This is a genomic window from Flavobacterium noncentrifugens, assembly GCF_900100375.1.
In the GTDB taxonomy this organism is placed as follows: domain Bacteria; phylum Bacteroidota; class Bacteroidia; order Flavobacteriales; family Flavobacteriaceae; genus Flavobacterium; species Flavobacterium noncentrifugens.
On the sequence record NZ_FNEZ01000003.1, the window covers coordinates 361,765 to 380,309 of the forward strand.

19 protein-coding genes are annotated in these 18,545 nt (G+C 41.4%); 12 read left to right on the forward strand and 7 right to left on the reverse strand.

Translation table 11 applies throughout. The features are described from left to right. Window positions 1-173: 173 nt before the first annotated feature. The 3 genes from BLS32_RS11200 (at window position 174) to BLS32_RS11210 (ending at window position 2,552) form a co-directional block, all read left to right on the forward strand. Entirely contained in the window at window positions 174-686 is a 513-nt protein-coding gene (locus BLS32_RS11200; protein WP_245699420.1) for a cupin domain-containing protein, read from the forward strand. Between the two features lie 5 nt (window positions 687-691). Further along, window positions 692-1,630 carry a hypothetical protein gene (locus tag BLS32_RS11205; protein WP_091395586.1) on the forward strand — a complete coding sequence of 313 codons (939 nt, stop codon included), beginning with the start codon at window positions 692-694 and terminating at the stop codon, window positions 1,628-1,630. Window positions 1,631-1,724: 94 nt separating this feature from the next. After that, on the forward strand, window positions 1,725-2,552 hold the full coding sequence (locus tag BLS32_RS11210; protein WP_091395589.1) for an NYN domain-containing protein: 828 nt from the start codon (window positions 1,725-1,727) through the stop codon (window positions 2,550-2,552). Between the two features lie 75 nt (window positions 2,553-2,627). On the opposite strand, the gene BLS32_RS11215 is transcribed toward BLS32_RS11210, so the two are convergent. Continuing rightward, window positions 2,628-2,846, reverse strand: coding sequence for a hypothetical protein (locus BLS32_RS11215; protein WP_091395593.1), 219 nt, complete (start codon window positions 2,844-2,846; stop codon window positions 2,628-2,630). Window positions 2,847-3,077: 231 nt separating this feature from the next. Between BLS32_RS11215 and BLS32_RS11220 the strand changes: the two genes are divergently transcribed. Further along, a complete protein-coding gene (locus tag BLS32_RS11220) occupies window positions 3,078-3,455 on the forward strand; it encodes a hypothetical protein (RefSeq protein ID WP_091395597.1) in 378 nt (125 codons plus the stop codon). On the opposite strand, the gene BLS32_RS11225 is transcribed toward BLS32_RS11220, so the two are convergent. Continuing rightward, on the reverse strand, window positions 3,452-4,249 hold the full coding sequence (locus BLS32_RS11225; protein WP_091395600.1) for a sensor histidine kinase: 798 nt from the start codon (window positions 4,247-4,249) through the stop codon (window positions 3,452-3,454). The genes BLS32_RS11220 and BLS32_RS11225 overlap by 4 nt on opposite strands. Window positions 4,250-4,584: 335 nt before the next feature. On the opposite strand from BLS32_RS11225, the gene BLS32_RS11230 reads away from it, so the two are divergent. Then, complete coding sequence (locus BLS32_RS11230; RefSeq protein WP_091395604.1) at window positions 4,585-4,947, forward strand: hypothetical protein; 363 nt, start codon at window positions 4,585-4,587, stop codon at window positions 4,945-4,947. A gap of 3 nt (window positions 4,948-4,950) precedes the next feature. On the opposite strand, the gene BLS32_RS11235 is transcribed toward BLS32_RS11230, so the two are convergent. The 4 genes from BLS32_RS11235 to BLS32_RS11250 all read right to left on the reverse strand — a co-directional run bounded on the left by BLS32_RS11235 (window position 4,951) and on the right by BLS32_RS11250 (window position 7,770). Next, entirely contained in the window at window positions 4,951-5,316 is a 366-nt protein-coding gene (locus BLS32_RS11235) for a hypothetical protein (protein ID WP_091395607.1), read from the reverse strand. 361 nt (window positions 5,317-5,677) lie between these two features. Continuing rightward, window positions 5,678-6,502 carry a sulfite exporter TauE/SafE family protein gene (locus tag BLS32_RS11240; protein ID WP_091395610.1) on the reverse strand — a complete coding sequence of 275 codons (825 nt, stop codon included), beginning with the start codon at window positions 6,500-6,502 and terminating at the stop codon, window positions 5,678-5,680. Between the two features lie 65 nt (window positions 6,503-6,567). Further along, entirely contained in the window at window positions 6,568-6,858 is a 291-nt protein-coding gene (locus tag BLS32_RS11245) for a chaperone modulator CbpM (protein ID WP_091395613.1), read from the reverse strand. Between the two features lie 6 nt (window positions 6,859-6,864). After that, window positions 6,865-7,770: a DnaJ C-terminal domain-containing protein gene (locus BLS32_RS11250; protein ID WP_091395616.1), complete on the reverse strand. Its 906-nt coding sequence runs from the start codon at window positions 7,768-7,770 to the stop codon at window positions 6,865-6,867. A 155-nt stretch (window positions 7,771-7,925) separates the two neighbouring features. On the opposite strand from BLS32_RS11250, the gene BLS32_RS11255 reads away from it, so the two are divergent. The 7 genes from BLS32_RS11255 (at window position 7,926) to BLS32_RS11285 (ending at window position 16,466) form a co-directional block, all read left to right on the forward strand. After that, a complete protein-coding gene (locus BLS32_RS11255; RefSeq protein WP_091395618.1) occupies window positions 7,926-8,546 on the forward strand; it encodes a hypothetical protein in 621 nt (206 codons plus the stop codon). A 255-nt stretch (window positions 8,547-8,801) separates the two neighbouring features. Continuing rightward, on the forward strand, window positions 8,802-10,019 hold the full coding sequence (locus BLS32_RS11260; RefSeq protein ID WP_091395621.1) for a hybrid sensor histidine kinase/response regulator: 1,218 nt from the start codon (window positions 8,802-8,804) through the stop codon (window positions 10,017-10,019). 3 nt (window positions 10,020-10,022) lie between these two features. After that, complete coding sequence (locus tag BLS32_RS11265; RefSeq protein ID WP_091395623.1) at window positions 10,023-13,577, forward strand: response regulator; 3,555 nt, start codon at window positions 10,023-10,025, stop codon at window positions 13,575-13,577. Window positions 13,578-13,592: 15 nt separating this feature from the next. Further along, entirely contained in the window at window positions 13,593-13,958 is a 366-nt protein-coding gene (locus BLS32_RS11270) for a response regulator (RefSeq protein WP_091395626.1), read from the forward strand. A gap of 1 nt (window position 13,959) precedes the next feature. Beyond that, window positions 13,960-14,772: a CheR family methyltransferase gene (locus tag BLS32_RS11275; RefSeq protein WP_307725618.1), complete on the forward strand. Its 813-nt coding sequence runs from the start codon at window positions 13,960-13,962 to the stop codon at window positions 14,770-14,772. Beyond that, window positions 14,754-15,335: a chemotaxis protein CheB gene (locus BLS32_RS11280; RefSeq protein WP_091395628.1), complete on the forward strand. Its 582-nt coding sequence runs from the start codon at window positions 14,754-14,756 to the stop codon at window positions 15,333-15,335. Before BLS32_RS11275 ends, BLS32_RS11280 begins: the two co-directional genes overlap by 19 nt. An 18-nt stretch (window positions 15,336-15,353) precedes the next feature. Next, entirely contained in the window at window positions 15,354-16,466 is a 1,113-nt protein-coding gene (locus tag BLS32_RS11285; protein WP_091395630.1) for an AI-2E family transporter, read from the forward strand. Window positions 16,467-16,534: 68 nt separating this feature from the next. Here the strand turns inward: BLS32_RS11285 and BLS32_RS11290 are convergent, their stop codons facing one another. Further along, window positions 16,535-18,544, reverse strand: a complete 2,010-nt coding sequence (locus BLS32_RS11290) for a glycoside hydrolase family 97 protein (RefSeq protein ID WP_091395633.1) — start codon at window positions 18,542-18,544, stop codon at window positions 16,535-16,537. Between the last annotated feature and the right edge of the window lies 1 nt (window position 18,545).

Here is an 18,545-nt window from a genome sequence, read left to right on the forward strand (position 1 = left end):
CTTTCGGGTGCAAAAATAAATATTTAAAAATTATTACCACAGGGATTCTGGATTTATTTTAGAAGCTGTTCCTGCTGTCCGCTATATCTTTTGCCCGCTGAAAAAGCGGATCAAAAGGATGCCGCTTCCATCAGGGCTAAAAATTGCGTTTTCAAAACAAAACCTTCGTACCTTTGGGTAAAGCACCAACCGACATGGAAAATCCGCGAAACATCCAAACCATAAGCGACACAGACGGTAAACATGTTTCCATCGCAAGAAATACTTACCGCATTATCATTTCAGGAAATCAAACCGACGGAAAATTTGCAGTCATTGAAATGAATGTTCCGCCCGGTGGCGGCCCAAATCCGCATGCACATGCCGCTATCCATGAAACATTTCTCGTGACCGAGGGTGAAGTAGAATTCAGGAATGAATCGGGTAAGTTCCTTGCCAAAAAAGGCGCGTTTATCAACATTCCGCTTGGCGGCGCAATCCATTCCTTCAAAAATACATCTGCAGAAAAGGCGCGCCTGATTTGTACCGTGATGCCTTCGGGATTGGAACAATTCTTCATTGAAGTCGACGCTCTCATGCAGCAACAAGATCCAAAATCGCCACCTGACCAAACGACAAAGGCAAAACTCGATGCATTGGCACAACAATACGGACAAGAATTGTTTCCTCCTGATTTTTTAGATTGATAGCTATGAAATACACATTCATCGCAATCCTGCTTTCCTGCTTGGCTTTCGGGCAAAATGCAGAACTAATTTTCCCCAGTCAGAAGCAGTTCATCAATAAAAAATTGGCCTTTTATACTTTGGAAGATGCCAATGGAAATTCAGTTTTTACCAAAAACGATGGCCTAAATGGTGACATTACGATGTTATTTGCATCTGATTATGACAATCAAAAGCGTTCTACACGAAATTGGTCAGCGCATTCGAATGTTGGTTATTCCGTTGGTGAGAAAGTTTATAAAGACAACCAGGTGTTGACGTTCTACTTCGTTGGCGATACCGCAATTGTTTACGATTTCGATCGTAAAACGCTGCAAAAGATCAATTCTAAAGAAGATTTTCTCAAAATGCCCGGTATCAAAAACCTGGAGCGCGGCAAAAAAATCCACACCAGCACCGAAATATTGGATGACCGAAAAAACGTGCTTCAAACGATTTACCTTTCGGAAAATGGCGATACAACACAAGTCAATATCAGCCGCTACAATGCGCAGGGCAAAGAAATCTTTTTTCATTTGGGCGATTGCGGTTCCGAAGATTGGGTTTGGGACATTTACACTTCATTCAACGATCATGGAGATGAAACCCAATCGGTTCGTCTTCAGATGGTAAATGGCATTCGCGACACCACCGAACTTCGGACCAACAGTTATAATTCAAAATACCAATTGGTTTCCACAACAGATTATTGGCAGAAAAAATTCAGTTCCAAAACCGAATATTTCTATGACCAAAATGATTTGCTTATTCGGGAATTGCTTTATCAGCCAGATGAAAAAAAACGATCTGCCGAAACTACTTATAAATATGACAAAGCCGGAAAACTGCTTAAAAAAATTGTTGTAGACTACCACTATTCTGAAAAAGGCACCAAAGAAATATTCGTGACCAAAGAAAGTCCGTAACGTCTTAAAAAAATCAATTATATTTACTGTGAATACGCCGTCTGGCTGAGAGCATGCAAATTATTTTGAATCAGCCCTAAACCTTTATTACAATATGCAACAAAACAACACCAAAGAATTAAAGCTCGCCGTACTTATTGATGCAGACAATGTGCCTTACAGCAACGTTAAAGGCATGATGGAAGAAATTGCGAAATTCGGAACGCCAACAACCAAACGCATTTACGCCGACTGGACGCGCCCAAACGCCAACGGCTGGAAAGCGGTTTTGCTGGAACATGCGATCACACCAGTACAACAATACAGTTACACGACAGGAAAAAATTCTTCAGATTCAGCGCTCATCATTGACGCAATGGATTTGCTCTATACTGGAAAAGTCGACGGATTTTGTATCGTTTCAAGCGATAGCGATTTTACAAGACTGGCGATCCGTTTGCGGGAATCGGGCATGAAAGTCATTGGCATTGGCGAACAAAAAACGCCGGCTTCATTGATTGCTGCCTGCGATCGATTTATTTATCTTGAAGTGCTTGACGGCGCGATCAAAAAGAAAAAACCAAAAGCGCCCCCTGTTTCAACAGAGCCTGAAAATAAAGAAAATAAAAAAATTGCGCCAAAAGTTGCGGCACCAAAAACGCCTGAAAAACCCGCGCAAAAACCGCTCAATAAAATTGACGAACCTACGATCGAACTCATCGAATCGACAATTGAAGATATTGGCGACGATGACGGCTGGGCATTTCTTGGCGATGTAGGAAATCTGATCGTGCGTAAAAAACCCGAGTTCGATCCGCGGAATTACGGTTTTGCAAAATTAACGCCCATGCTCAAATCCTTAACCGACATCCTTGAAATCGACGAGCGCGAATCGGATAAGAAAAATATCAAGCACGTTTATGTAAGGCTTCGGTTCAGCTAAAACATAAAAAAAACGCCGGAAACAAATGCTTCCGGCGTTTTTTCATTTATAATAAAGTAAGCAATTGGATGCAAATCAAATGAACATCGGATCAGAATCTTCAAGTTCAGGACGGCGAAAAGGCCGGAATTTCAAATTTTCAGGTTCTGGCAACTGTTTCTGATGTCCGGGAATAAATTCGGCATCAAAAAAAATATCATCAAATATCCCGGCATTTTTCCTCAATAATTTCCTGATAATTAAAATCGCCACAATTCCTGTGACACCAGCCGCCAGAATTTTAGAATAGTTCATAATTGTAATTTTTGTGTGTTGTAAATTGCGATTTCAAAGCGATTGTCATTGAAACCCGCTTAAAATTACGAATAATATTGAAATTTTGAAATGCTTTAATACAAATTTAATATCTGCATACAAAAATTGTTTTTATAAGCTTTGAATTGGAATCCTGCAACATATCTGTAAGAACGTATAAGAAAATATAACGCCAAAAGTGGCTATTTTGCTTTTTCTAAATCGAGACAAATGACAGAAATAAAATTAGTCCTTCTTGCGTTGACCGTTACCTGCCTGATACAATTTTTTGAAACTTCAACTGCGATTTTATGGCATAAGACTACCAATAGAAATCAATTATCATCAGCATTTTTGAATCTCATCGGAATTGAAAATTACACCATCTGCGAAAAAGCGCTATGCCAGATGGTTCAGTTCACTATCGGTTTGGCATTCATCTCCACGTATGAAATGTTTGGGTTTGAATTGGATTCTGAAAACAGGTTTTTAATCGCTTTGACTTGCGGAATTATTGGCATCTTCAGTGTAAAATCGTTATTTTCGATGTTGATAAAACCTTTATCAGAAGAATTCAAAAAATCATCAGATGCCTTAACCGTAAATTAATTCTTGGTTTCCTGATCTGGTAAAAACACAGAAAACACCGTTCCTTTGCCAGGTTCACTTTCCGCCGCAATAAATCCGTTGTGGTTTTCGACAATCTTTTTACAAATAGCAAGCCCGATTCCGGTTCCTGCGTAATCGTCTTTTCCGTGCAGCCTTTTAAAAGGTTCGAAAATCACTTCGCTAAATTCGTTCGGAAAACCGATTCCGTTATCAGAAATTGCAATTTTATAATAAGTCATTTCTGGCTGCGTATTGAGTTTCGAAAGTGAATCGGCCGTTGCCTTTTCGCAACTTATATGAATTTGTGATATTTCATCTGCTTTGCTGTATTTTATAGAATTGCTCAGCAAATTGGTAAAAAGCTGTGTCATTTGTGATTTTAAGGCGTGAATCGTCGGGAGCTCATCAGCGGTAATTTCAACATTTTTTGCTTTGATCGATTCCTTAAGTTCAGATTTTGCAGCTGCTACAATTTGGTTTAGATTTGTCTTGGTAAATTTTATTTTTTCGGTTCCCGTTCGTGAATATGCGATCAGGTCGTCTATCAAATGCTGCAACCTGTCGGCTGATACTGCGATGCGTTCCAGGTATCTTGCAGAAGTTTCAGAGACTTTTTCTTTTTCTGCATCGATCACAAGCTTGCTGAACAGCATGATCTTCCGCAAAGGCTCTTTAAGGTCGTGGCTTGCAATAGAACTGAATGAATCGAGTTCTTTGCTTTGCTTGCGTAGTTGTTCCAGCTCTGTTTCGAGTTTTCGGATGTATGCTTTTTCGTTTTCAGTTTCGCTGCTCATTCGTTCTAAATTTGGGCTTCTCTCAAAGATATAAAATCTGACAGAAAAATTGAGATACGCCAAAAAATTAATTGGTGGTTACATAAATGCAAATCTTATAACACGCGGCTTTTAATGTTATAAAGAAAAGTGCTCAAAAATGGCAAACTTTGAGCAGTACAAAATCAGATAAAAACATTAGAGGCGAGACAACGGTAACAGATCCGACTGCTATTGGAAAACCGCCTTTGAGATTGGAGCGATAGCAATATCGCTCCTTTTTATTTGGATTGTTAGTTAGAAACTATTCTTCATCAAATCCGATTTCCTAAAAAATCGTATCTTTAAATAAAAACATGGATCAGATCAAACAACAATTGCTCGATGATATTTTTAGGATAGACATGGAATACATCGATCCTGTTGTATGGTATGTTTACAATCCCGAAACCGGATTAATCGATGATTTCAGGGACGCGATACATTATAAAGTTCACATCGACCGGTTTTTAGAATTGGGCGCAGTTGAAACTGATGTAAAAAAAATTGGCGCGAAATACATTGAAATGCTCCGCGCCAAATCTGGTACCGTTACTTATTTTAAAATCCCACAAAACAGCGCCATCGAAGTGGTGGAAGCCACTGATGACCTTGCTTCATTTTTCGACATCGAACATGGTTTAAATGCTTTCGTTGCCATAAAAATCGAATTTGAATAAATGCTATTTGTCCCCGGCTGTCGTTTTCTTGCCGTGCGTGCTGCTCTGTCCGGCCATATTGGCGTCTTGTCCTGAACCTGGCGTCACAGATGGTGACGTATTTGAATTGTCAACCGTGTTTTTTCCTTCGCCATTGTTTGCGGGTGAATTGCTCGTTCCCTGATCTTTCAGGTCAACCGAATTGCTTCCTGGACTAGTCACAGTATCAACATCTGACGGTGTACGCTGTTCTTCCATTTCAGCATTTACATTATTGGTTTGAACCGTTCCTTCACTGCTGGTATTTGATCCGCTGCGGCTGTTGTTTGTACACGAAATTGAAAATGCGATCCATGCAGCCATTGGAAATATTAATTTTGTAGTTTTCATAATGATATTTTTAAGTTGAATTATACAAAATTCAGAATTTCACGGCCAATTGCGTTATAAGATTTCGCTCAAACAAATCATCATTATCGCATTTGGTTAATTATTAATCCTTTTACTGTTAACGTGTTAAATAAATTAAAAATGCAAAAATTTCGTTGCACGGCAAAATTTATTTAACTACTTTTATAATGTAATCCTGACGCATAAACAGAATTTTACAGGTTCAATAGAATTTTATTTCTAAAGCAAAGTAATTCTCAAAGCCGGCGATACTGAAACGTTGAATCCGGAATTAAAAGCACAGGAAAACAGAAGAGCCACTTATTTTTAGTAAGCGGCTCTTTTTATTTTATATCAGATTTTAAATAACTTTCAGTATAATTCTGATGCCAACCAATATCAGGCAGCAAGCCAATATTTTAATAATGGTTTTCCCTTTGATTTTATGAGACAAATAAGCACCCAATTGTGCGCCTGGGACCACGCCGAGGCACAACAATAAAATCATCTTTACAATTTCGGGATTATTGTATTGCCCGTCTAAAAAGTGTACAACGACACTAACTGTCGCCATCACCGATAATATAAAATGCGAAGTTGCCGTTGCGATATACACCGGAAACTGCAGCCAGTTGACCATTGCAGGAACATGAATGATTCCGCCGCCAATGCCCAATAATGGCGATAAATATCCTACTAGTATGCTGACCACAATGCCGAGCGACTGTTTGTAACTGTATTCATATTGAACGCCTTGTTTGTCTGTCAAAATGCGATGTGTAAGATTATTATCATCAGATAAAACCTTTGGATTTGTCTTTTGTGAATTTTTATAAAACAGATAAGCCGAAAGCAAGATCATCAAAATCCCAAAGATCAGATTGAAGGATTTTATCGGTATGTACTTGACAGAATAAACGCCCAAAATCGATCCCGGAATCGTAAACAAAGCAAATAAAATCCCGGCTTTATAATCGATCCTGCCTGATTTTGCATAAGCGATCGTTCCTGAAATCGCATTGACAGCCACAACTGCCATCGAAATTGCAGTCACCGTTTGCGGAGGAAGTTCCGGATAGAACAACAACAGTAATGGCACCAATATGAATCCGCCGCCGGCACCGATAAGCGTTCCGAAGGTTCCGATAATAAATCCTGCCAATACCAGTAAAATGCTACTTTCCATAGTTGTCGATTGGCTTCAAATATCGGAAATTAAAATGATTTGGATTATTAGATTCAAATTAGGGCTTATTCATACAATCCGAGCCTGTTGCGAAGCACCGTGATTTCGTGCTGCATGTCGTCCATCCGCGAAAGCAAATTCATCACGACATCAATTCCTTCTGCATTTACATGAAGGTCAAGATACAATCGGATCATTTTTTCTGCCATCGGAAGCTGCTTCAGCGGAAAATAATATTCGCGTTCTATTTCAATGATTTCAATCAGCCCGAAATCACCGAGCGACGTGACAAACGAAGTTTCCACACCATGATGGCGGCTGAAAATGGTTATGGCAATATGATCCTGTGTTTCCATCGTGTTTTATTTAGAAATTTCGGCTAATTGTTTTAATAATGTTTTTTGTTCTTCGGTCAGATTCGTTGGGAGTTTGACGTTGTAAGTCACATACAAATCGCCAAATTCACCGTCCTTTTTATAAATAGGAAATCCTTTTCCCTTGAGCCTGATCTTTGAATTGTTCTGGGTTTCGGGAGCGACATGCAGTTTGATTTTTCCGCTGAGCGTATCGAGAACCAAATCGCCGCCGAGCAATGCCGTATAAAGATCAATGTCAACTGACGTATAAATATCGTTTCCGGTTCGTTTAAAATCTGCCGTATTGGAAACCAAAAATGTAATGTACAGATCGCCGTCCGGGCCGCCGTTTGCACCTTTTCCGCCCTGCCCTTTTATCTTGATCGTCTGACCATTTTCGACACCGGCCGGAATCGTAATCCTGATATTTTTCCCATTAACTGAAAAAGTCTGCTTGTGAGACGTATACGCTTCGGTCAGGGTCAATTGCAATTCGGTATTCAGGTCCTGCCCGCGAAAACCTGCAGATTTGCTGCTTCCGCCGCGATTTCCAAACATCGACCCGAAAAAATCTGAAAAATCACCTCCGCCAAAATCTCCTGAAAAACCTTCAAAGCCACCTTGAGTAGGTGATCCGGAATTTTGGGAATGCTGTTGCTGCGCGCGGCTTTGCTCATAAGCTTCGCCATGTTCCCAGTTTTCACCATATTGGTCGTACTTTTTTCGTTTGTCAGGATCGCTCAAAACCGCATTGGCTTCATTGAGCTGTTGGAATTTCTTGTTCGCTTCTTTATCATCAGGATTCAAATCCGGATGCAGTTTTCGCGCCAGTTTGCGGTAGGCTTTTTTAATATCATCAATACTTGCGGTTCGTTCTACGCCAAGGGTTTTGTAATAATCGATAAAATCCATACAGTTTCATTTATCTTTTAAAGGTAAGAAATCGGAATTCAAAATACAATGCGAATTTTTCTAAAAATGAATTCAGCCACGGTTTTATTTCTTGTTGCAAATTGTAGAAACCTTTTATGGCAAAATGCTATATTCGTACTTTACCAAAACCGATTATGGATACCGATATCAAAAAATTAAACCGCTTTACCACATTCCCTTTTGTCGTCGATTTGCTGAAGCGAAAAAAACTCACCTTGCTAAATCCGACTTTCTGGGAAGATTACAACGACCGTGAAACGATGGAAATTTACCGGCAAAAAACTAAATCGGAAAGCATTTATGCCCTTTGTTTTACCCACAGGAACGAAACGATTCACCACTGGAACGCATTTGCGAACGGAACCAGCGGTTGTTGTATTGAATTTAGCCCTGAAAAATTGTTTGACATTTTAAGCCGAGACAGCCGGATCAGCCACGGTAAAACACAGTATATGAGCCTCAAAGGGCTTTGCGATGTTGAAACGGCACAGCTCCCGTATTTAAAAAGGCTGCCATTCGAACCTGAAAAAGAATACCGCATCATTGCCGCATCAAATGAAAAGCAAAATGCCACTTTGGAGATCGATATCGATTTGAATGCGATCAGGAGAATCACAATCAGCAATAAAATTCCGCAAACCGTTTTTGAAAGCATGAAAAAAGTATTGCTTGAGATTAATCCGGAATTTCGTGGAAAAATTTATCATTCTACGTTGTTCAATAATCAAACCTGGATCGGTCATTTCAAAAAATAAAAAACATGGGAATCTTGTAAACAAAATATAAAATTTTGAAAAGTGTATGTTTTTTGTTTTTATAAGTTTGTGATCCGAGACAAATTCGTTTTTACAATTTCTGTATGTAAATTCATTCAAAATAACGCCAATTTGAGCGTATTTTTTTTGTATTTTTGAAATGCCACCTAAAAAAGCAAACATTGATTTTCTAACAATTGATAACCCGCTGATTTTGAACAGTACCAAATCTGTCAAAACGGCAACCCCTACATTATGATATTAATTGTTGATGATAAAAAAGAAAATATCCTGCCTTTACAAAAGATCCTGCAGCTTCACGGACTCGAATCGGACGCCGCAGAATCAGGCGAAGAAGCATTAAAAAAAATCCTCAAACGCAATTACGCACTCATCATTATGGATGTGCAGATGCCCGGAATGGACGGCTTTGAAGTCGTCGAAACCTTATCCGGAAGCAACCGCACCAAAGACATTCCCGTGATTTTCCTGTCGGCGATCAACAAAGAAAAAAAATACATTTCGAAAGGTTATGAAACCGGCGCGGTAGACTACATCACAAAACCTGTCGATCCCGATTTGCTGATTTTAAAAGTCAAAACGTTCCTGAAATTATACCACCAGCAAAACGAACTCAAAGCAACGCGCGATTTGCTGACCAAAGAAATCGAGATCAGGAAAGAAGCACAGGAAAACCTTGAGGAAAAAGTCGCCGAACGCACACGGGAATTGCTTTTTAAAAATGAGGAACTCGAACTCAGGAACCACGAATTGCAACAGTTTGCCTGGGTGGTTTCGCACGATTTAAAGGAACCCATTCGCAAAATAGAGATTTTTGTAAGGCTGATCAAAGAGCGTTTCCTTTCGGATGATGCTGTTGCGGTGGATTATATTGACCGCACGATCAGCGCATCAGAAAGAATGACAAGGCTAATTTCTGATTTGCTTGAATTTTCGAGACTTTCGTCAAATGTCGTTCCTAAAAGTACCGACCTGAACGAGATCATTACCGAAGTCTTGGCTGATCTCGATTACCTCGCCGAGCAGAAAAATGCTACTGTAAATACCCAAAAGTTACCTGTGATTGAAGGCGTTCCGAGCCAGTTGCGCCAAATATTCCAAAACCTCATCGGAAACGCACTGAAGTTTTCAAAACCCGGAATTGCACCCGAAATCAATATCGAATGTGAACGCATTTCCGAAAAATCATTCGAAAGCGATATCACTTCAAACGGAAAATTCTGGCGCATTACCGTCACCGATAACGGAATTGGGTTCGACGAAGTTTACCTCGACAAGATCTTTGTCATTTTTCAAAGGCTCAACGACCGCGAAAGTTACGAAGGCACCGGAATCGGGCTGGCGATCGCCAAAAAAATAATCGAAAAACACAACGGCCTAATCTCAGCGAAAAGCCAGATCGGCATTGGCTCCAGCTTTATGATCATCCTGCCTGTAGAAAACAACCTGTAAGATATGAATGGCAACTTTAAAAGAAATTTATTAGTCAGCACCGGCGTTTCCATGCTGATTTTAATTGTGAGTTCGACGGCTTCTTTTTTAAGCATCAGAAGTCTGGTAAAAAGCAATGATTGGGTCAACCATACCCAGGAAGTGATTTACAACCTGAATGCTGCTTCAAGTGTGTTGACCGATGCGCAAACCAGCATGCGCGGATTTCTGATTACCGGAAAGAATGATTTCCTGACGCGTTATGATGATGCCGAAGAAAGATCGAATACTTTTTTTAGCAAAGTCGACCGATTGACTACTGACAATCCCGCACAGCAACAAACGCTAAGAGAACTCAGGCCGTTGCGGTTGCTGTTTTTTCAATACCTGCAAGAACGTGTTAATGACAAAAAAGCAGGGAGAACGCTTTTAGCGGATGATCTTGAAGGCGGCCGACGGATCATGAACAACATCCGGAGTTTATTGTCCCGAATGGAAAAAGAAGAACAACGATTACTGGCAGAACGCGTTGGCGACTCGCAGCGTTATGCTTCTTACAGCACCGTTCTCATTATCTGCGCGGCTTTAATCGCCTTGTTGATCAGCATTGTGTTTTTTATCAGAATATTAAATGACTATAAAGAACGCTTAAAATTGCAGCTCGAACTACAGGAAAAAGACCACGAAACTGCCGAAAGAATCCGAGTCATTAGTGGCATCGCAAGCCAGATTTCGCAGGGAAATTACAGCATCCGGATAGACGATAAAGAAAGCGACGCGCTTGGAAGTGTTGGCGGTTCCTTAAACAATATGGCCGAATCACTCGGAACTTCTTTTAAATTATTGGCCGATAAAGAATGGCTGCAGGCCGGAATTGCCGGTTTGAACAATGTCATGATCGGAGAAAAAAGCATCAGCACGCTTACCAAAGACATCATCACCTTCATCGCCACTTATACGAATAGCAATGCCGGGGTTTTGTACCTGTTGAACGGTGATGATTTGTTTGTGGCATCGGGTTACAGTTATGTTCCCGATAAAACACGCGAACGCATTAAAGCGGGCGACGGATTGATCGGGCAGGCGGTTGCTTCAGAAAAAATCCTCGAATTGAAAACAGCTTCTCCTGATGACATCCGATTTACATTTGCCCTGGGCGAAGCAAAACCAAAGCACATTGTCGCGGTACCGTTGACCGATACCAAAACCGTCGGTGCTTTTGAGCTTGCAAATATTAACAATTACACCGCATTACAACTCGAATTTTTCGCGGCTGTAGCCAATAACATCGGGATCGCTATCAAAGCGTCACAAAACCGTGAGCGTGTCCAGGAATTATTGGAAGAAACCGAAGCACAGTCGGAAGAATTGCGCGTGCAGCACACCGAACTCGAAAGTATGAACGCCGAACTCGAGACCCAAACCGAAAAATTACAGGCTTCAGAAGAAGAACTTCGCGTGCAGCAGGAAGAATTGCAGCAAACGAATGAAGAACTCTCGGAAAGAAGCGTTTTATTGGAAGAAAAAAATACTGAAATCCAGAAAAAATCTGAAGATTTAGAACGCAGCACACGTTACAAATCGGAGTTTCTGGCGAATATGTCGCACGAACTTCGCACACCATTGAATTCGATTCTTTTGCTGAGCAGACTGTTGTCTGAAAACGACGAGAAAAACCTCAACGACGAACAAATCGAATTTGCAAAAGTGATCCAAAGCTCTGGAAATGGCCTGCTCGGACTGATCGATGAAATCCTCGACTTGTCCAAAATCGAAGCCGGAAAAATGGAACTCGAATTCCAGGATATTGCCACCAAAGAAATCACCGACACGGCAAAAGGGCTTTTCAGCGAAGTGGCAAAAGAAAAAAATATAGAATTCAAAATTCTTGCGAAAGACGCGCCATTGGTCATTAAAACCGACAAAATGCGACTCGAGCAAATCATTAAAAACTTAGTTTCGAATGCGATAAAATTTACTTCCGAAGGCTCGGTGACGCTCGAAATCAAAAAACACGCTGCAAATGACAAACTCGTTTCATTCATTGTAAAAGATACCGGAATCGGGATTGCGCGCGAAAAACAACTGCTTATTTTTGAAGCGTTTCATCAGGCCGACGGATCGACAAAACGCAAATATGGCGGAACAGGCCTCGGACTTTCAATCAGCCGTGAATTGGCAAAATTGCTTAAAGGAGAAATCACCCTTAAAAGTACGGTGAATGAAGGCAGTGAATTCACGTTGACAATTCCGATTTCGGGAGATGCGACCGGACAACTCATCACCACATCTGCTCCAGCATTCGAAGAAAAAACACCTGAAAAACCGAAACCTGTCAATCAATATCTAAGCACCGTTATTCCCGAAGCGATTCCGGACGACCGCGACACGATCGGCGCAGATGACAAAGTGATCCTGATCGTGGAAGACGATACGAATTTTGCCAAATCATTACTTGAATTCACACGAAAACGCGGTTATAAAGGCATTGTTTCCGTACGCGGTGATTATGCGTTGAACCTCGCTTTGGCTTATAAGCCTGTGGGCGTATTGCTCGACATCCAGCTTCCGATAAAAAGCGGATGGGAAGTCATGGAAGACCTGAAAACCAACGGAAGCACGAAGCACATTCCGGTGCACATCATGTCATCACACCATCTGAAAAAAGAAAGCTTACTGAAAGGCGCTGTTAATTTCCTCGATAAACCTGTTGCCTTTGAGCAGATGCCTGATATTTTCAAGCGCATCGAGCAAATCATTAACCGGGAATCCCAAAAAGTCCTGATCATTGAGGACAATCCGAAACACGCAAAAGCACTCGCCTATTTCCTGGAAACCTACAACATCAACTCTGAGATCAAAAGCGAAATCACCGAAAGCGTGCATGCGCTGCAAAAAACCGACGTGAATTGTGTCATTCTCGACATGGGAATTCCCGATAGGCAGGCATATGATATTCTCGAAGGAATCAAGAAAAATCCGGGGCTTGAAAACCTTCCGGTAATCGTATTTACGGGAAAAAGCCTGTCGATGAAAGAAGAGCACAAGATTAAAAAATATGCCGATTCGATCATTGTAAAAACAGCACATTCGTATCAGAGAATGCTTGATGAAGTATCGCTGTTCCTACATTTGGTCGAAGAAACCAAATTGGACAACAAAGGCGTTTACAAGAAATTGCATCTGATGAATGACGTGCTCAGCGGCAAAACCGTGCTGGTCGTTGACGACGATGTCCGGAATATCTATTCGCTCACGAAAGCGCTCGAAGTCCTAAAAATGAATGTTATCACTGCGATCGACGGAAAAGAAGCCCTTAAGGTTTTAGCCGAAAATCCCAATACCGATGTCGTATTGCTCGACATGATGATGCCCAATATGGACGGTTATGAAACCGCTACAAGAATCCGTGAAAACAGGGACTGGAAAAACCTTCCGGTGATTGCCGTAACGGCAAAAGCGATGACCGGCGACCGTGAAAAATGCATCAATGCCGGCGCTTCCGATTACATTACGAAACCTGTGGATGTAGACCAGTTGCTATCACTGCTTCGGGTTTGGCTGTATGATAAAAACTAACCCGAAACTATTCAAATGGACAAAAAAAAGATCCTGATTGTTGATGACGACGCCCGGAATATTTTTGCTTTATCGGCAGTATTGCGCGCGCGCAGTTTCGAATGCATGTCGTGTTTAAGTGCTGAGGAAGCCTTGAAAATTCTCAAAAGCGACGAGAAAATCGATTGTATTTTGATCGATATGATGATGCCCGATATGGATGGTTACGAAGCCATTCCACTCATCAAACAAATTCCAGATCGAAAAAAAACACTCGTGATTTCAGTTACGGCACAGGCAATGGTGGGCGATCGCGAGAAATGCCTCGAGGCCGGAGCCGACGGTTATATCTCCAAACCGGTCAATGTGGATCGTTTACTGGAACTTTTAAAAAACATTTAAAATGATCATCAGCGACCAGGAATTAGAAGTATTGATCAATGACGTATATGAATATTACGGCTTTGATTTCAGCAGCTATTCGATGGCATCGTTTAAAAGGCGCGTCGACCGTTTGTTTCAACTGGACGGCTTTAAAAGCTTTCCGGTTTTCCTGTCTAAAATCAGGACCGACCCCGAATATTTCAAACGCATGGTGGAGGAAATTACGGTCAATGTGACAGAAATGTTCCGCGATCCGTTGTTTTATAAAGTGTTGCGAACAGAAATTTTACCGGTATTGGCAACCAAACCCTTCATCAGGATCTGGCATGCAGGCTGCTCTACGGGCGAAGAAGTTTTTTCGATGGCGATTATGCTCAAAGAAGCAAACCTTCTTCATAAATCATTATTGTATGCAACAGATATTAGCCCGGCTGTTCTGGAACTCGCTAAAAAAGGGGTCTTTCCTTTACGGATGATCAAGCAATATTCTGAAAATTACATTGCTTCAGGGGGAAAAGAAGATTTTTCCCGCTATTACATTGCGAATTACGGATCGGCAAAATTTGGAGAAGACCTCATCGAACGCATGGTTTTTTCCCAGCACAACCTGGTTTCCGACCGATCATTTAATGAATTTGACATTATTCTTTGCAGAAATGTCATGATTTATTTCGACAAAGATCTGCAGGAGCGCGCGCTCGAACTGTTTGACGGCAGCCTTTCGAAATTGGGTTATCTCGCCTTAGGCACAAAAGAAACCATCAAATTTTCGGCTTTGCAGACCAAATACTCGCAGCTTAACAAAGAAAAAATATGGAAGAAGCTGCGGTAAATAATAATTTTAAAGTACTGATCATTGGTGGATCGGCGGGAAGCCTAGAGGTTTTAATCCGCATCCTTCCGCAACTGACAGCAATCCCTTTTGCGCTCGTGATCGTATTGCACCGAAAAGCCGGGGACGATTCGATGCTCGAAGAGTTGATCGCCGCAAAAACAACTATTCCGGTAATGGAAGTCGATGACAAAACACCGTTGGTTCCAGGTTCGATCTGCATTGCGCCATCCGATTACCATTTGTTATTTGAAAAAGACGACATTTTATCTCTTGATGCTTCTGAAAAGATCAATTTTAGCCGTCCAAGCATCGACGTTTCATTTGAATCTGCCGCAGAAATTTATGGCAGCCGGCTTACGGCAATTCTTTTATCGGGCGCAAATTCTGACGGCACAAACGGCGCAATCGCCATAAAAAATGCCGGTGGAATGGTTGTCATCCAAAAACCTGAATCTGCATCCATGTCATACATGCCAAACAGCGCTATCCAGAACATGGTTCCCGATTATATTCTGGATGTCGACGGAATATTGGATTTAATCCATAATATCGTACCTTAACACTCCAAATTTCATAAAATGGTGCAAACTACTCCCTTTTACACCCGGCTCGCGCATATATTGGTGGGCATGATCTGCCTGTTTTACATTGCGATCATCGGGCAAACCATATTGGCACCGCTGCTGTTTGCGCTGCTTTTTTCATTGTTGCTTTTGCCGGTCGCAAACTTTTTGGAACAGCGTTTTAAATTCAGCCGTTCGATATCTTCAATAGTTGTGCTGCTTGGATTGATTGTCATTATTTCGGGTTTGGTTTCTTTGCTATTGAGCCAATTGAGCGCTTTGACACAGGACATTCCGGCATTTAAACAACAATTATTGGTCGCAAGCAAAGAAATTCAGGATTGGATTTCGCGTACCTTTCATATCAATAATACGCAACAACTCAGTTATATCGACAGTGCGGCGACAGACGCTTTGAGTACGGGAACAACATTGCTCGGACACACCTTATTGTCGGTTTCGTCGCTGATGCTGTTTTTGGTATTCACCTTTTTGTATACTTTTTTCATGTTGCTTCACCGCAAATTACTGCTTCGGTTTATCATTTCACTGTTTCGCGACGAGCATACGATCATCGTTTATGACGCGGTGAACCAAATCAGGTACATCGTAAAAAAATACATTGTCGGTTTGTTTACACAGATGCTGATCGTTACAATATTGGCTTGTGCTGCGTTTGAGATCATCGGGATCAAATATGCTTTTTTACTCGGATTAATTACCGGGATTTTTAATGTAATTCCGTATATCGGGATTTTCACGGCCTTGTTGTTAAGCACTTTGATCACTTTTGCAACAATGGGAACGACCGATGTTTTGTTCGTATTGATGTCGGTTATCGCCATTCATTTGGTAGACAGCAATTACATCATGCCGAAGATTGTTGGATCAAAAGTCAAGATCAATCCGCTTGCCGCGTTGCTCGGACTTGTCATTGGCGAAATGGTCTGGGGCATTTCAGGAATGTTCTTATCAATTCCCGTGATTGCCATTTTTAAAGTCATTTTTGACCGTGTGGACGGAATGAAACCTTGGGGAATGGTGCTTGGCGACGAAGACAATCCACCGGTTGTTCCCGCTGCTGAAACCATTCCGAAACCAGAATTCGTCCAAAAAGAAAAGCCATGATCTAAAAAGAAAATGGCTTTTCACACAGAAAACAAAATGAAATGTGGTTGGTTGGTTTTTTTCTTTAATTAATTGTTCAATGTAAATTTAACAGCCGTTCCGCCACCTGGCGCAAGTTTCAGGTTTAAAACCGATGCGCTTGTAACGGTTTGTTTAGTAATTGTAACTGGATAAGGATTGGTTTTGTAATCTGCTCCTGCTCCATCGGCATAAATTTCTGCGGTGTATGTTTTTCCGGAATCAAGGAATGACAACGGCACACTTAGATCACGTGAATCTTTATTTGTAATTGAACCCAAATACCAGTTTTTTCCGTTCCAGTCTTTACGTGCGATGGTAGTGTATTCGCCCATTTTTGAATCGAGTACTTTTGTTTCCGACCAGATGCAAGGCACTTCTTTTACGAATTCGAATTCTCGCTTTCCTTCATAATTTTCAGGCAGGTCCGAAGCCATTTGCAGTGGACTGAAAATAATCACATACAAAGCGAGTTGGTTTGCCAAAGTCGTTTGCACTTTTGCGCCCTGTGGTGTTTTGTAATCGAAGTCGAAATTTCCCGGCGTATAATCGAACGGACCGGAAAGCATTCTGGTAAATGGCAGTAATGTTAAGTGTTCCGGTGTGTTTCCGCCATCTGCCGACCAGGCGTTGTATTCCTGTCCGCGGCCGCCTTCCTGTGACATAAAGTTTGGATAAGTGCGCTGCAAGCCAGTTCCTTTTACAGGTTCATGGTTGTCGATCATGATGTGGTATTTCGCAGCAGTTTCGATCACTTTTCGGTAATGGCGTACGCCGTATTGGCTGTCATGCCATTCTTTTTTGTCAAGATATTTATTAACGTAGCCCGTTTTTACCGTGTTCACACCGATTTTATTGTACAATTTGAACGCCTCTTCGAGTTCGCTTTCATAATGTTTGGTTGCGCCTGCAGTTTCATGATGCCCGATCAAACGCACATTTTTCATTGCGGCATATTTCCCAATTTCCACAATGTCAAAATCAGGATACGGTTTTGTAAAGCTGAACGCAGATCCATCAGCAGTCCAATCGCCATCCCAGCCTACATTCCAGCCTTCTACTAAAACGCCGTCTAGTTTGTTTTTGGCAGCAAAATCGATGTATTTTTTCGTATTTTCAGTCGTTGCGCCGTGTTTCGGGCCTTGTCCCCAAGTGTATTTTTCGAGGTGCATGCCCCACCAGATCCCAATATATTTTGAAGGTGCGATCCAAGAAGCATCTTTGATTTTTGATGGTTCATTTAAATTCAGCATGAGTGTTGAAGTGGCCAGATCTCCGGGTTTTTCACCAATAATAATGGTTCTCCATGGCGTTTGAAAAGGCGCTTCGGCATATACTTTTACGCCGTCTTTCCAGGGTACGAGTTCGCTTTTGTATTGCTTATTGCCGGATTTTGATAAAGTCATGGATGCAAAATCGGTTAAATCAGCTTCGTGGATAGCAACGAACAATTTGTTTTTGGTTTCAAAAGTCGCCGGCGTGTTGATCGTATCTGTTTTGCTGATTGGTGTTTTTCTGTAAAAGCTTTCATAATAGCTGTTTTCAGCATGTACCGGAATCCACCAAACATCGTTGTCATCCGAAAAAGTAAACTGCGTGATTTCATTCGAGATTTTGACTTTCTTGAGATTTGGCTGTTGCGGAAATGAATACCGGAAACCCAATCCGTCATCAAACACGCGAAAGATCAGGTCAACCAGCCGGTTCTCGCCACCCGACTCCTTCAGGTGAATGATAAGCTGGTTGTGATGATCCCTGACTTTCCTAAATTCGCCCCAGGGCTGTTCCCAGGTTTGATCGGCAGTGGTTTGTTCGGCATTTACAACTTTGAATCCGTCAGTCATTTTTTTGATGTCCTGAAATTCAAAACCCAATAATGACGGTTCGATCACAGATTTTCCGTTTGATGTGAATTTGTATTGCGGCTGCCCCGATTTCGTAAGCTCAAAAATAAGCTCATTATTTTTTCCTGGAGATTTTACAGTATAGGCTTTTTGGGCATTACAGGACAATAGCAAGACAAGCGCTATCGCACTGAAACTGAATTTTAAATTTTTCATT

What these genes read in the sequence shown, in the direction of transcription:
- BLS32_RS11205 (WP_091395586.1), top strand. Translation starts at nt 692, where the DNA reads ATGAAATACACATTCATCGCAATCCTGCTTTCCTGCTTGGCTTTCGGG.
- BLS32_RS11210 (WP_091395589.1), top strand. Translation starts at nt 1,725, where the DNA reads ATGCAACAAAACAACACCAAAGAATTAAAGCTCGCCGTACTTATTGAT.
- BLS32_RS11215 (WP_091395593.1), bottom strand. Translation starts at nt 2,846, where the DNA reads ATGAACTATTCTAAAATTCTGGCGGCTGGTGTCACAGGAATTGTGGCG.
- BLS32_RS11220 (WP_091395597.1), top strand. Translation starts at nt 3,078, where the DNA reads ATGACAGAAATAAAATTAGTCCTTCTTGCGTTGACCGTTACCTGCCTG.
- BLS32_RS11225 (WP_091395600.1), bottom strand. Translation starts at nt 4,249, where the DNA reads ATGAGCAGCGAAACTGAAAACGAAAAAGCATACATCCGAAAACTCGAA.
- BLS32_RS11230 (WP_091395604.1), top strand. Translation starts at nt 4,585, where the DNA reads ATGGATCAGATCAAACAACAATTGCTCGATGATATTTTTAGGATAGAC.
- BLS32_RS11235 (WP_091395607.1), bottom strand. Translation starts at nt 5,316, where the DNA reads ATGAAAACTACAAAATTAATATTTCCAATGGCTGCATGGATCGCATTT.
- BLS32_RS11240 (WP_091395610.1), bottom strand. Translation starts at nt 6,502, where the DNA reads ATGGAAAGTAGCATTTTACTGGTATTGGCAGGATTTATTATCGGAACC.
- BLS32_RS11245 (WP_091395613.1), bottom strand. Translation starts at nt 6,858, where the DNA reads ATGGAAACACAGGATCATATTGCCATAACCATTTTCAGCCGCCATCAT.
- BLS32_RS11250 (WP_091395616.1), bottom strand. Translation starts at nt 7,770, where the DNA reads ATGGATTTTATCGATTATTACAAAACCCTTGGCGTAGAACGAACCGCA.
- BLS32_RS11255 (WP_091395618.1), top strand. Translation starts at nt 7,926, where the DNA reads ATGGATACCGATATCAAAAAATTAAACCGCTTTACCACATTCCCTTTT.
- BLS32_RS11260 (WP_091395621.1), top strand. Translation starts at nt 8,802, where the DNA reads ATGATATTAATTGTTGATGATAAAAAAGAAAATATCCTGCCTTTACAA.
- BLS32_RS11265 (WP_091395623.1), top strand. Translation starts at nt 10,023, where the DNA reads ATGAATGGCAACTTTAAAAGAAATTTATTAGTCAGCACCGGCGTTTCC.
- BLS32_RS11270 (WP_091395626.1), top strand. Translation starts at nt 13,593, where the DNA reads ATGGACAAAAAAAAGATCCTGATTGTTGATGACGACGCCCGGAATATT.
- BLS32_RS11275 (WP_307725618.1), top strand. Translation starts at nt 13,960, where the DNA reads ATGATCATCAGCGACCAGGAATTAGAAGTATTGATCAATGACGTATAT.
- BLS32_RS11280 (WP_091395628.1), top strand. Translation starts at nt 14,754, where the DNA reads ATGGAAGAAGCTGCGGTAAATAATAATTTTAAAGTACTGATCATTGGT.
- BLS32_RS11285 (WP_091395630.1), top strand. Translation starts at nt 15,354, where the DNA reads ATGGTGCAAACTACTCCCTTTTACACCCGGCTCGCGCATATATTGGTG.
- BLS32_RS11290 (WP_091395633.1), bottom strand. Translation starts at nt 18,544, where the DNA reads ATGAAAAATTTAAAATTCAGTTTCAGTGCGATAGCGCTTGTCTTGCTA.